Annotated in this window: 10 protein-coding genes; 5 read left to right on the forward strand and 5 right to left on the reverse strand. The window is 62.0% G+C overall.

Annotated features, from left to right (window positions below; translation table 11 throughout):
• Positions 1-248: 248 nt before the first annotated feature.
• On the reverse strand, positions 249-956 hold the full coding sequence (locus PPP56_RS04070) for a glycogen/starch synthase (RefSeq protein ID WP_353562759.1): 708 nt from the start codon (positions 954-956) through the stop codon (positions 249-251).
• A 385-nt stretch (positions 957-1,341) separates the two neighbouring features.
• Between PPP56_RS04070 and PPP56_RS04075 the strand changes: the two genes are divergently transcribed.
• Positions 1,342-1,815 (forward strand): thiol-disulfide oxidoreductase DCC family protein, encoded by a 474-nt coding sequence (locus PPP56_RS04075; protein WP_353562760.1) that lies wholly within the window; start codon positions 1,342-1,344, stop codon positions 1,813-1,815.
• 103 nt (positions 1,816-1,918) lie between these two features.
• Here PPP56_RS04075 and PPP56_RS04080 read toward each other — a convergent pair whose 3' ends face one another.
• The 3 genes from PPP56_RS04080 to PPP56_RS04090 form a co-directional block, all read right to left on the reverse strand.
• Positions 1,919-3,097 (reverse strand): OprO/OprP family phosphate-selective porin, encoded by a 1,179-nt coding sequence (locus PPP56_RS04080; protein ID WP_353562768.1) that lies wholly within the window; start codon positions 3,095-3,097, stop codon positions 1,919-1,921.
• Between the two features lie 222 nt (positions 3,098-3,319).
• Positions 3,320-4,540 (reverse strand): alanine dehydrogenase, encoded by a 1,221-nt coding sequence (locus PPP56_RS04085; protein ID WP_353562761.1) that lies wholly within the window; start codon positions 4,538-4,540, stop codon positions 3,320-3,322.
• A gap of 190 nt (positions 4,541-4,730) precedes the next feature.
• Positions 4,731-5,489, reverse strand: a complete 759-nt coding sequence (locus tag PPP56_RS04090; RefSeq protein WP_353562762.1) for a TrmH family RNA methyltransferase — start codon at positions 5,487-5,489, stop codon at positions 4,731-4,733.
• 189 nt (positions 5,490-5,678) lie between these two features.
• Here PPP56_RS04090 and PPP56_RS04095 point away from each other — a divergent pair, with 189 nt between their 5' ends.
• The 4 genes from PPP56_RS04095 to PPP56_RS04110 all read left to right on the forward strand — a co-directional run bounded on the left by PPP56_RS04095 (position 5,679) and on the right by PPP56_RS04110 (position 11,022).
• Positions 5,679-6,983 carry a Glu/Leu/Phe/Val family dehydrogenase gene (locus PPP56_RS04095; protein WP_353562763.1) on the forward strand — a complete coding sequence of 435 codons (1,305 nt, stop codon included), beginning with the start codon at positions 5,679-5,681 and terminating at the stop codon, positions 6,981-6,983.
• The gene (locus PPP56_RS04100) at positions 6,976-8,973 is read left to right on the forward strand and encodes an Ig-like domain-containing domain (protein WP_353562764.1); all 1,998 of its coding nucleotides are present in this window, start codon (positions 6,976-6,978) and stop codon (positions 8,971-8,973) included. Before PPP56_RS04095 ends, PPP56_RS04100 begins: the two co-directional genes overlap by 8 nt.
• A gap of 73 nt (positions 8,974-9,046) precedes the next feature.
• Positions 9,047-10,615: an NAD(P)H-hydrate dehydratase gene (locus PPP56_RS04105; RefSeq protein ID WP_353562765.1), complete on the forward strand. Its 1,569-nt coding sequence runs from the start codon at positions 9,047-9,049 to the stop codon at positions 10,613-10,615.
• Positions 10,612-11,022, forward strand: coding sequence for a VanZ family protein (locus PPP56_RS04110; protein WP_353562766.1), 411 nt, complete (start codon positions 10,612-10,614; stop codon positions 11,020-11,022). The genes PPP56_RS04105 and PPP56_RS04110 overlap by 4 nt, the downstream gene beginning before the upstream one ends.
• A gap of 14 nt (positions 11,023-11,036) precedes the next feature.
• Here the strand turns inward: PPP56_RS04110 and PPP56_RS04115 are convergent, their stop codons facing one another.
• On the reverse strand, positions 11,037-12,143 hold the full coding sequence (locus tag PPP56_RS04115; protein WP_353562767.1) for an NAD(P)/FAD-dependent oxidoreductase: 1,107 nt from the start codon (positions 12,141-12,143) through the stop codon (positions 11,037-11,039).
• Positions 12,144-12,396 lie beyond the last annotated feature (253 nt).

A 12,396-nucleotide genomic window follows, 5' to 3' on the forward strand; every position in this document is an offset into this window, starting at 1 on the left:
GAGTACTCCTGGGGTGCGATCTCATGCGCCAGTTAGAGCGGTTTACCCTACTTGGAAGGCACAAGCTTGCATGCTAAAAGCACTTCCTCGCTGCGCTCACAGCGCCACGTCGCTGGCGCTCCTCGCAATGACATAATCAAAGGTTCTTTTGTGGATCCACTTAGCACGGGGCCAAAGAAGCCCCCTGACAAAAACTGCTACAGCGAAAAGAGTCGCGCGCAGTTCCCATGAGGCTTTTGCTGATGTCCTTAATCAGTAGCCTCTAACCGGGCGTACAGGTCAAGCATCTGCTGCTGGGCATCGTCATCTGAGAGCGATACAGCGGCGGTGCCGTTTCCATTGAGGGGCGCCATGCTGGCAGCGTAGGCAGCACCTGTAGCGTGGTAGTCAGCCGCCTGTGCGCCGAACCCATCGGGCACCTGACGTGAAAGCGCAGAGGAGTCGGGCGTGAAAATGAAATGGGGCTCGTGGGTCATCTGCTCATGGGTTACATACTCCTGTTGGAGCAGAACGGGAAAGAGCGCGCTCTGCCACCCGAACCCATGAACGACTTCAGGAATCCAGCGGAGCGATACAAGGGTCTCCAGAATAGCCCGGTTGAAAAACAACGCATGGCTGTCAGGAAAGGTATCGGAATCAGGAGCTTCCGGAACGTGGCTGTCGTGACCTACGAAGTATACCTGAATGCGCGTATCTGGCACCGAGGCGACTTTAACCGTGCAGGCGTCTGTTGTGCCGTTGATCGGCACTTCGGTTCCCGAAAGGCGAATGACCTCATGAAGGCGGTTACGCCGCTCGTTAATCGCGCCAAACTTAGGCATGAAGACGCGAACGTCGTATCCGCCCTGCTCCTGTGTGCCTTCGGCAAGCGACCGCACCAATCCTGATAAAGGCGAGGAGTTTGTAAAAGGCTCCATTTCGCCAGCGATATACAAAATGCGGGTCGGTCGCGTCATAAAAGTGGGTAGACTGCGTCGTATGAGAGAGCACGATAGAGGCAGGTAAAGACAAACAAATTGCCCTCTATGACGCGAGGGCAAATATTTTACTGCTCCTAAGTATAAAGAAAGTGTACGCCAACCGCAACAATTCTATGTTCGTGGCTCCCTGCTCTGAAAACCAGCAGATCGGGCGGGCGTTCAGACTACGTGCGCTGCAACGAGGCGCAGGTGAGACGTGCAGTAACGATGCATAAAAACAGGACCGGACCAAGGCCCTGCCAGACTGGAGCCCAGATAGAGTATTGAACCCGTACATGCACGGCATGTGTATCGGATTCAGTGCGGGGCGCGGAAAAATCGCATTCCTTATTCTCTTTATCTAATTGCCAAAGCGTTAAATATGGCCACCAAAGCCTCTCCACACGTTGCTGTTAACGGGACGATACGGATACGTCCGATTAGCTTCAATCACAGCGTTCTGCTGTTTGACGGCGTGTGCAACCTGTGTAATGGATTCATCAACTTCATCATTGACCAAGACCCCGCTGGTCACTTCAAGTTTGGAACGCTTCAGCGCGAGCCCGCGCGATCATTCCTGTTTTCCGCTGGATACGACCCGGACATCCTCGACAGTGTTGTTCTTGTGCAAGAAGGCCGGATCTACCGCGAGTCCACGGCCGCACTGCGCGCACTGAAGCGCCTGGGGTTGCCCTGGTCGCTGCTGTCGGCAGCGCTGGCCTTGCCTCGTCCGGTGCGCGACGCTGTTTACCGGCAGGTTGCGTCAAGCCGCTATGCATGGTTCGAGAAGCGAAGCCAATGCCGCATCCCCACACCCGATATACAGGAACGCTTCATCGACATAACAGAGATATAAAAAAGTAGAAGGGACTGTCTCACTACTTCCGCCAGCAGCAATGGCACGGGCTGGGAACGCCTATAGAGCACTCCTAAACCCTGCAAGGCCTGTCGGGCGCTGCCTAATAGGCGACCTGCACCCGAGTACCAATCGTATGTTCGGCGCTGCGCATCTCGCCAGCTTCGTTGCCGCCAAACATGGTGCGTTCGCCAACCACCATGAACCGGATATTACGCACAGGATACCAGGTGATGCCTGCGGCTACGGCTGTTCCGTGTTGGACCTGAGAGTCAGGGGTGGCAAACGTAGGAAAGGCATCGTCGTCGAAGCTAAACCGCTGGACTTTGGCACTCACTTCGAACGCGCCCCAACTACTCTGTTCAGGATCGTATGCGTTGCGCGGAGCCACGCTGCCGTACGTTGCCGACTCGCCGGTGAGCAGATACGATGCCCCGACCTGCCAGGCATGGTGGCGGAGCGTTTCGGTAGTACCGCTGGATTCGACCGCCTGGCTGCTCAAGGCGTATTCCCCTAACAGACCCAGTGAGCCAGCGTGATAATAGAACTGCGGCACGAGGCGGAGGCGAGGCCCATCGGCACGAACCGCTGTGCGATAGCTGAAGAGCGGGCTTTGGTGCAAGGTGCGATAGGTTGGGAGCCGGTCGCGTTCAATGCCATAAGTAGCCGCAATGCCCACGCCCAGCCCGTTCAGGTGTGCAGGCGCATCCGATGCGCCGCGCCAGGGCTCGACAAAAGCACGTCCTATAATGTCTTTGGCGGGCCCCTCGTCGCCGTCGAGGCTTACGCCATCAGGCGCACCGTTGAAAACCCCAACGGCGTATTCGAGGCGCTGACTAAGCGTTGTACCATGTAGGTGAAAGCCAATATCGCGATTAGGCACAAAGGCCGTCGGATATCCCCGCTCAATGTGCATCATCGTGTTGGGCGACTGCAGAAATTCAAGACCAACCGGCGTCTTGAACTTCCCTGCACGCAACGCGATGTTCGGTGCAAACCGAAAATCGATGAACGCATCCTGCAGCCCAGCGCGTCCCCGTCCGAAGTTGGACATAAACTGTACGCTAAACCGCCGCTGTACTGTGGCGCGCAGCCGTACGCGTGCCCGACGCATGTAAAACGAAGTCGTCGTACCAGGTGCTTCGGTAAGCAGGATGCGGGTATCCGCGTGCGCATCGCCCCCGATACGCAGCTGATAGGAGCCATCTTCCGATCCGATGCGGAATCCGCCCGAATCCGCAAAAACTGACTGCGCATGCGTGGCAAGCGGAGCCCCTAACATCAGAAGCACCGAGACCAGTACGCCAAAAAGGAGGGGCCGACAAGAGCGAACGGGGCAGGAAAACGTGGTTAGCAAATGCGACGGGATAGGAGACGGCATATATTGAGGGAAGCTTATTGAAGCGGCGCAGATAGGAAAATTGTCATGTCCGAGCCAACTCGTTACTGAGCATAGTGAACTACAGGGAAGCTTACATCGGTTACGACCTGTGAACTGCCTGTGTTAAATGCCTGACGCAATCAAGAGCTCGATATCGCGATAGGGCATCCCGAAAAGCGTAGCCAGGCTTTTCTTTGTGAGATGCTGCCGGTACACGTAGGTGCCGCTTCGCAAGCCTTCGTCATTCCAGAGCGCGTCGTTGATGCTGCCAATCTCTCCAATGCGCTGTAGGTATGGCACGAGCACGTGCGTGAGCGCATAGCTGGCCGTTCGGGCGACGTTTGACGGCATGTTCGGGACGCAGTAGTGGATGATGTCGTGCTCCCGGTAGGTTGGCTTTGAGTGCGTTGTGGGGCGACTCGTTTCGATGCAGCCGCCCTGGTCCATAACCGCATCCACGATAACGCCGCCTGCAGCCATTGACTCGACCATATCATCGGTAACGGTGAGGGGCGAGCGCTGGCCATCCGACATCATCGCCCCGATAACCACGTCAGCTGAGCGCACGGCCTGACGCAGGTACTGCTCGCTTGCCATGGCCGTCGTGATGCGGCGGTCGAGGTAGTGCTCCAACGAGCGCAGCGCCCCCAGTTCCTGGTCAAGCACGATCACCTGTGCGCCGTAGCCCAGGGCTGTGCGAGCGGCCCACTCCCCGATCACGCCAGCGCCCAGGATGACCACCGTAGCGGGGGGGACGCCCGAGATGCCGCCGAGCATAACGCCTTTGCCGCCCTCGTTGCTTTCGAGGAAGCGGCCCGCCACCTGAATTGCTATCGACCCTGTGATCTCGTGCATCATGCGCACAAGCGGAAAGGTGCCATCGCGGTCGCGGATAAACTCAAAGCCGATGGCTGTGGTGCGTAGCCGCTTCAAGTGGTGCAGGTATTCCGGGGACGTGCCGCCGAGGTTGAGCGCCGAAATCAGGATCTGGCGCTCTCGCATCATATCGAGTTCGTCGTCGTTGGGCGGCCCCACCTTAACGATCAGATCGCACTCGCCGTACAGGTTGGCGGGGTCGTCGACAAGCTGAGCGCCGGTTTCCGCATACTCGTCATTACGGAAGTGCGCCTGCGCCCCAGCCTCTCGCTCCACGTACACCTCGTGTCCAGAGGCCACCAGGGCAGCGGCCCCACTTGGGGCAAGGGCCACGCGCCGCTCCTCATTGGCGACCTCGCGTGGCACGCCGATCCGTAACTGGTTCTCGGCATTGCGTTCTTTGAGCGGTTGCTCCATCGTCATGAGTCCGTGCTCACGCGACAGGCTTTGCAGCGACGATATTTCCATGAAGCGTTTCGAAGGTGCTAAGCAGAAAAGCGTTGAGATAGCGCGCTACAGGACCCACCTTGGAATGCACGTGGGATGCACACTGAGTAAATGGGGGCTGCGCGTTCGAGTGGGGTGAACATGTACAGTATACGGGCCAGATTGGGAAATTGCATCTCGCACATGTAACATCCAGCAGAGCCGCTCTAAATCACGGCGCGGCCACGGTCCAGCGGTGCATTACGATGCCTGAGGCTACAGCTACGTTGAGCGATTCGGTGGCGGGATGGTCGGCACTTCCAGACACGGATACAGGCTCGTCGATCGCGTCTAAGCGTGCTGCGCTCAGGCCATGTGCTTCGCTGCCTACAATCAGCAGCGAGGGCTGCACGGGGTGCCAGTATTGTACAGGGGTACCGCCCATATCGGCTCCGTAGCAGGTCATGCCTGCACGGCGGGCCAACGCGACCGTCTCCGAAAGATCGTCGTGCCGGGCCAGCGCAACGTCCCAGTGGCCTCCCATGCCGGCGCGAAGCACCGACGGGTGAAAGAGCCCGGCCGTCTGTGCGCCCGCTACGACGGCATCCACACCGAACCAGGCTGCCGTGCGAATAAGCGTGCCTACATTGCCCGGGTCTTGCACACCATCCAGAAGCAGTGCCGTGGTTGCGCGCTCCAGCACCGATGCAGCGTTATGCAGACTGATCCGTACAGTGGCCAGCAGGCCCTGAGCGGAAGCCACCGGGGCCAGCTTATCAAGCGTGTCGGTGTCGGCGATGTAGCGAGGCACGTCGGGCAGGTCGAGCTGGCGAAAGCGGGGGGCGTTAAAGGCGGTTTCGGTGCCGATGACGTGTCCGATGCGGGCACCGCCTTGTACAGCAGCCTCTACCGCGCGAATCCCTACCAAAACGCTCAGCTGAGCACGCTGCCGATTGGGCCGGCTCTGTAAGCTTGTTAGCGTAGTAGACATTCGTTTTGAGAGGGGCGAAGGCTGCGGCATGCGTATGGCGGTAATTGATGAAAATAGGGAGGCAGCGCCTTAAGCGGTGGCACGAGTGAAAGCGCTACCGTATGTTGTGCGCGAACAGTATCGTTCCGTCTGATCGTAGAGAACGGAAGATATTGCCATCATACGTTGCATTAACTCATTCTGTCCGCTATGCCGTTCAAATTTGATGTGCACGACCGCTCGGTCTATCGTGAGCCGGCGCCTATCGACCACGATTCGCCCTTTCAGTCCATGATGGAGCGGTTCGACGTGGCCGCGGAAATTCTGGAGCTCAACCCGGGCTTCTACGAATACCTGTGCCGCCCCGCACGAGTGTTCATCACGTCGGTTCCTGTCGTGATGGATACCGGGCACGTAAAAGTATTCGAAGGGATCCGCGTGATCCACAATAACGTGCTCGGGCCCAGCAAAGGCGGCATCCGGTATGCCCCCGATGTATCGCTGAACGAGGTGAAGGCCCTCGCGGCGTGGATGACCTGGAAGTGCGCCGTAGTCGACGTGCCGTTTGGCGGCGCGAAGGGAGGCGTAGTGTGCAACCCCCGCGAGATGAGTCCGGGCGAACTGGAGCGCCTCACGCGGCGCTACACGTCGGACATGTTCAACGTGTTCGGGCCCGACCGGGACATCCCGGCGCCTGACATGAACACGAACGAGCAGATCATGGCGTGGATACTCGACACCTACTCGATGCATGCGCGCCGCACCGAAAACGCCGTTGTAACGGGCAAGCCGATTGCCCTGGGGGGGTCGGAAGGGCGCCACGAGGCAACGGGGCGTGGCGTAATGACCGTTACGCTGGCCGCGCTGGAGCGCATGAACCTGTCTCCCGAGGCCTGTTCTGTTGCCGTACAGGGGTTTGGCAATGTGGGATCTGTGGCCGCGCAGCTGCTGCGTGAGCAGGGCTGCACGGTGCAGGCTGTAAGCGACATTTCGGGCGGCTACTACAACGCCGACGGGCTCGACATCCCTGCTATGCAGCAGTACGTAAAAGACAATGGCGGCTCACTTGAAGGATATACCGAGGCGACGAAGATTACCAACGAAGAGCTGCTTACGCTCGACGTGGATGTGCTTGTGCCCGCGGCCAAAGAGGATCAGATCACGAAATCGATCGCTGAGGATATGCAGGCGCGCGTCGTGGTTGAAGGCGCAAACGGCCCAACGGTACCGGCAGCCGATGATATCCTGAATGAGAAAGGCGTGCTGGTCGTGCCGGATATTCTGGCGAATGCAGGAGGCGTTACCGTGTCGTACTTCGAATGGGTGCAAGATCGCCACGGCTATTTCTGGTCGCTCGACCGCGTTAACAAGCGCCTGAACCGGGCTATGACCGAAGCCTTCAACCGGGTCTATGAAACCGCTGAAAAGCATGACACCTCGCTCCGAATAGGAGCGTACGTAGTAGGCGTAAGCAAAGTCGCTGAAGCTCTGCGCCTGCGTGGCATCTATGCGTGACGTATCCATGCGTAACATACCCGACATGCCCGTGCATGCCCGCACGGGCGCCTGTTTCCGGCCTCCCCCACTGCAACGCTCCGGGCTCACCGGGGTGCTGCTCGCGCTCATTCTGGTGCTGGCCGGCACAGGCATTGCTGGATGTGCCAACCCCTCGGCGCCCACCGGCGGGCCACGCGACACCACGCCGCCGGTGTTGGAGCGCCTTACACCTGCCGACGATTCGGTGAACGTGTCGGTCGACACCGATATCGTGCTTCGCTTCGATAAGCATATCGAACGCAGCACGGCCGCGCGAGCCTTTTCTATGACCCCCGAGCCGGAGCGTCCGCCCCGGTTCGACTTTAGCGGGCGCACCATTACCGTGTCGTTTCCGGAGCCGCTGCGCGACAGTACGACCTATATCGTGACGTTCGACACAGACCTGCGCGACGTGCGCAGCGTCAATCTCGATGAGCCGCTCATCTTTGCGTTTGCAACGGGGCCGCAGATCGATCAGGGGCGTATCGAAGGACGTATCGTGGAGCCGGAGCGGGGTGCGCCGGAGCAGGGCGTCGATGTGTTTGCCTACGCGCTTCCGCCTGGTGCAGCGGCACCGCCCAATACGCTTCCGGAGGCGCCCGACTTTCGCACGCAAACGGGTAGCGATGGCACGTTCACGTTTCGCAACATTCGCGAGGAGCCGTACTACGTGATCGGGGTGCGCGACGACAACCGCAACCGTTTCCCGGATCCGAACGAGGCGTACGCCGTGCCGCCGGTACCGGTCATTGAAGCGGTGGAGGCGCCCGAACCCACCCCGGTGCCGTGGCTGCTAACCAGGCCTGCGCCGAGCGAGCCGCGTGCCGAGCGGGTGCGCCCGCGTACCGAACGGCGCCAGCATGTGCGGTTCAACCAGCCGGTAGCGTGGACCGAGCGCAGCCCGGAGGCCTGGGTGCTCGTCGACTCGGTCGCGCAGGACACGATCGGCATCCGGTCGGTCTATACGAGCTTCGACACGCCCTTCGAGGTCGGCGTGGAGGCGGAGCAGGCCCTGCGTGAGGAGCAGGTGCACCGCCTTACCGTACCGCCCAGCGCGCTTGCCGACTCGCTTGGGCGCGCCGTGCCCGACACCACGCTCCGGTTCACGCCATCGACCGCCGCCGATGAGGGCCGCCCCGAACTGGTCGGGTTTCGTCCGGATCGGAGCGGGGGCGAGGCCGGGCGTCCGCTGACGCGTGAGGAGGCGCCGCACCTGCATGTAACGCTCCCGCTCAGCAGCGATGTCTGGAACGCCGACGTGACTGCCGCCGATACCGCCGGAACGCCGCGCACGATCAGTGCCAGCAGTGCCGACGGACTGCGCTACCGGATCGACGTGGATCCGCCGCTTGAGCCCGGTATGCCGGTTGACTTGCGCATCGGGCAGGGGGTGGTGAGCGAAGAAGACACGGTGTTCACGCAGCGCTTCCGTCGGCTTGATCGCGAGGAGCTCGGCGAGATTGAGTTTACGGTCGACGTGGAGCAGCGCAGATGGCCGGAGCGCGAATCGCCCGCAACCGACGAACCGGTGTCCGCCTTCGCGCCCATCACCCGCGGCTGGATGCCCGATGCCCTGTACGCATCGCTTCCTTTCGACCAAGAGGCCGACGGCCCCGCATCCCCCCAAAACAGACAGCAGCAGCCCCCAGATGAATCTGGCACTGACTTGTCTGAGGGCACGCTGGGCACGCTGCGAGCGCAGGTGCACGACCTGTCGCGCAACAGCTGGCCCACGCGGCACATTCGCGCAGATACCGCGGGCGTGATGCTCGTAGACCGCGTGCCCGAGGGGGAGTACCGCATTCGCGTGGTGCTCGATCGCAACGACACCGGGGGGTGGTCGCCGGGGCAGTTGGCGCCGTATGAGCCCGCCGATGCCGTAACGTGGAGCGAGCAGACGATCGAAGGGCGGGCCCGGTGGACGAACGTGCTGGAGCAGCCGCTCCGCATCATTCTGCTCGCCGACTGATCGCCGACTGATTGCCGAACGAGCTGATCGCTGACTACGTGACTCAACGGGCGCGTGCTGCGCCGCTGTGCTTATGAACGACCTGACCCCGCTGCTCACCGCTGAGGCCATGCGCGCCGCCGACGCGCACACCATCGACACCATCGGTATTCCTGGGCGCGTGCTCATGGAGACCGCCGGACAGCACGCCGCCCGCTACGTCGCGTCGACGTACGGTCCGCTGCGCGGGCGTCTGGTGCGCATCGCCTGCGGCAAAGGCAACAACGGAGGCGATGGGCTCGTGGTGGCCCGCGCCCTGCTCGACCGGGGCGCACGTGTCGAGGTCTGGTCGCCCATCACGCCTTCGGGGTATTCGGGGGATGCGGGCGGTAACGCTACGGTGCTCATGCAGCTGTCTGACGCGTACGGGGATGCGCTTACGTGGACGACCGTGCGCGAGCCCAGCGACGTGCCCGCACCCACGCATGCACCGCCCGCCGTGTGTGTGGATGCGCTTCTCGGCACCGGCCTCGACGACGCGCCCCGCGAACCGATTGCGGCGCTCATTTGCGATCTGAACGAGACGGCTGCGCCCACGGTGGCACTCGACGTGCCGTCTGGACTCAACAGCGACACGGGGCAGGCCCACCAGCCTACCGTGCAGGCAGAGGCGACCGTCACCTTCGGCGCCGCCAAGATCGGACTGCACCGGAACGACGGACCGTCGCACGCGGGCCTCGTCGAAACAGCGCGCATAGGCATCCCACAGCATGTGCTGCATGAGCGCGCGCATGGTCCGGGAGCAGCGCTTGGCACGACCGATGCATACGTACGCAACCAGGTGCCCGAGCGCGGACGCGATGCGCACAAGTACAATGTGGGCATGGCGCTGGTTGTGGGGGGGAGTCCGCCATACACGGGCGCTCCCATGATGGCCGCGCAGGCTGCGGCGCGCAGCGGAGCCGGATACGTGGCCTGTGCGGTGCCCGCTTCCATACGCGATACAGTGGCGGGCTACGCGCCTGCCCTTCCCGTACACGCCCTGCCCGACGCCCCCGAGGCGGTGCCAGATGCCCTGCATGGGCCGCTCGATAAGGCCCGTGCGCTGCTCATCGGTCCGGGGCTGGCGCCCGAGGCGGCTCCGGTTGTACATGCCCTGCTCGACGCGTTCGACGGTCCTGTCGTGCTGGATGCGGGGGCACTGCCCGCGCTGCGCGATCGCCTCGGCGCCGAAAACGGTGCCTCAGAACGATGGATACTCACGCCGCACATGGGCGAGTTCGCACGGCTGTGCGCAGCCGGCGCTGAAAGCGGCGACATTGACAGCGACGTCGACACGCGCGACCGTGTCCGCCAGGCGCAGACGCATGCGGCGCGGTGGAACGTGACGCTGCTCCTGAAGGGCTATCCCAGCGTTGTAGCCGAGCCCGGCGGACGCACACTCGCGGGCATGGCCGGCGATCCGGCTCTGGCCACAGCAGGCACCGGCGATGTGCTTGCCGGACTCATCGCCGGACTGGCCGCGCAAGGACTTGCTCCGGTCGATGCGGCTGCCTGTGCCATGCACCTTGGCGGACGTGCTGCCGAGCGCTTTGCGGCAACAAACAACGCACACGCCCTCAGTCCGACCGACATCATCGACCACCTGCCCGCCACGCTATGACGTTCTCTCTTACGGCACGTCGGCTTCGCCTGCTGGCAGCGCTCTGGACGCTCGGCATTCTCATTGCCGTAACGGTGCCTGCCTCGTCGGTCCCCGACACGCCGCCTGATATCGGGGTCGATAAGATTGTGCACGTTGTCATGTTTGCCGGATTCGGCGGACTCTGGATGTGCGTCTTGGGAGCCGGCTCTGACCCAGAAGAGGCGTGGCCCCTTTGGCGCTGTCTGCTTGTCGTTGCAGGCACCGGGCTTGTGCTGGCTGTGGGAACGGAGTGGATGCAGCATGCCTTTCTCCCTACCCGCGACGGCAATATCTATGACGTAATCGCAAACATGGTTGGACTTGCTACCGGCATCGGATGGGGGGTGTGGCGCGTTCGGGGACGGGCACATGCCGCCGCATCATAGCTGGACCGCAGAACCTACCGGGTAGGCGTCGGCGACCACGAGTCGGGCAGCAGCGTGCGCGGTACCCGCACCTCTGCCGGCACACGATGCGATTCTTTGAGCCACTGCGGAAGGCGACGCGCAATCAGCGGGGCCGTGAGCAGTCCCTTCGACCCGAGTGCAAGAAACACCCAGGTGCGCTGGTGCTGCAACGGTCCGACCAGCGGCAGATTGGTGGGCTCATGCTTCACGCGCACGCCCACGGCAATGTTGTGCACGGTAGCACCTTGTAGCGCCGGGAGCATCGACCTGGTTTTCTGGAGGATGCGTTGCGTGGCCTGTTCTGAGGGACGCAGGTCGTCGAAGTCGTGTTCGTATGAGCTGCCCAGCACCCAGCGATCGCCATCTGGAACCACGTAGCCTCGGCCAGAAATCGGGGGCAGTCCCGAGGGCGCATCTCCTGTGCACTGCACCGTGAGCGTCTGCCCCTTAATGCCGTGTAGATCCAGCGGTTCGAGCGCAGGCAGAGCCGCGTAGCCTTGTCCGATGCAGCACATCAGGTAGTCGTAGCGATGCGTGGTAGCAGCGCCCCCCGACTCGGTATGCACCGCCACGTGGTCGTCGTGGGCTGTCCAGCCGGTAAGACGCGTGTGGGGCGTATAGGTGGCGCCCTGCGTCCGGGCGCGCACCAGCAGAGCGCGCACAAAAGCGGGCACATCCACCGCACCGCCCTTCGGAAGCCAGAGCGCACCGCCGTGGGCTTGTACGGACGGATAGCGTGCCGACAGCTTCTCGGCGGTCCACCAGTCACACCACGCGGGGTGCTCCGACGCAGCCTGCTTGAAAAAGCGCACCTGCTTTGGTTCGGTGGTGGGGCGCAGCACACCGCGGCTGTCGAACGTGCGCTTGGCCCGGGCGCGGGCGACGGTCTCTTCGAGAGCAGCCCACGCTTCAGAGGCCCGCCATGTTAGTTTAGCGCGCCGCCCCATGAGTGGATTCACGAGTCCCGCTGCTGCGCCCGACGCCCCCGACGCGGCCTCGTTGGCTTCGATCAGATGCACGTCATACGCATCCGATAGGTACAGAGCCGCGCAGGCACCGGCAAGTCCAGCACCGGCAATACAGAGCGAAGGACGAGGCATGGGGCAGAGACATCTTAAGCAGTGTAGAGCGACAGTAGACAACGATAGCACACGTCGAGCGATCCATCAGAAGTGCGCAGCGCGTTGCAGAGGGCGCTTATAGAAAGCGGGTGTCCGGTCTAATGCGTATACTACGCATAGGTAACGTATCTTCTATGAGAGTTAAACCAACAATGTACCGCCCTATGCCAGGCCCTGCAACAGACCGTAACCTGCAAGACAGTAGACCACAAAGCAGTATTGCACACGTCCT

Origin of the sequence: Longimonas sp. (genome assembly GCF_040409695.1) — a bacterium.
In the GTDB taxonomy this organism is placed as follows: domain Bacteria; phylum Bacteroidota; class Rhodothermia; order Rhodothermales; family Salinibacteraceae; genus Longimonas.

Excerpts from the sequence above, each read along its gene's own strand:
- PPP56_RS04115 (WP_353562767.1), bottom strand. The coding sequence starts at position 12,143 with ATGCCTCGTCCTTCGCTCTGTATTGCCGGTGCTGGACTTGCCGGTGCC.
- PPP56_RS04070 (WP_353562759.1), bottom strand. The coding sequence starts at position 956 with ATGACGCGACCGACCCGCATTTTGTATATCGCTGGCGAAATGGAGCCT.
- PPP56_RS04075 (WP_353562760.1), top strand. The coding sequence starts at position 1,342 with ATGGCCACCAAAGCCTCTCCACACGTTGCTGTTAACGGGACGATACGG.
- PPP56_RS04080 (WP_353562768.1), bottom strand. The coding sequence starts at position 3,097 with ATGTTAGGGGCTCCGCTTGCCACGCATGCGCAGTCAGTTTTTGCGGAT.
- PPP56_RS04110 (WP_353562766.1), top strand. The coding sequence starts at position 10,612 with ATGACGTTCTCTCTTACGGCACGTCGGCTTCGCCTGCTGGCAGCGCTC.
- PPP56_RS04090 (WP_353562762.1), bottom strand. The coding sequence starts at position 5,489 with ATGTCTACTACGCTAACAAGCTTACAGAGCCGGCCCAATCGGCAGCGT.
- PPP56_RS04100 (WP_353562764.1), top strand. The coding sequence starts at position 6,976 with ATGCGTGACGTATCCATGCGTAACATACCCGACATGCCCGTGCATGCC.
- PPP56_RS04095 (WP_353562763.1), top strand. The coding sequence starts at position 5,679 with ATGCCGTTCAAATTTGATGTGCACGACCGCTCGGTCTATCGTGAGCCG.
- PPP56_RS04105 (WP_353562765.1), top strand. The coding sequence starts at position 9,047 with ATGAACGACCTGACCCCGCTGCTCACCGCTGAGGCCATGCGCGCCGCC.
- PPP56_RS04085 (WP_353562761.1), bottom strand. The coding sequence starts at position 4,540 with ATGGAAATATCGTCGCTGCAAAGCCTGTCGCGTGAGCACGGACTCATG.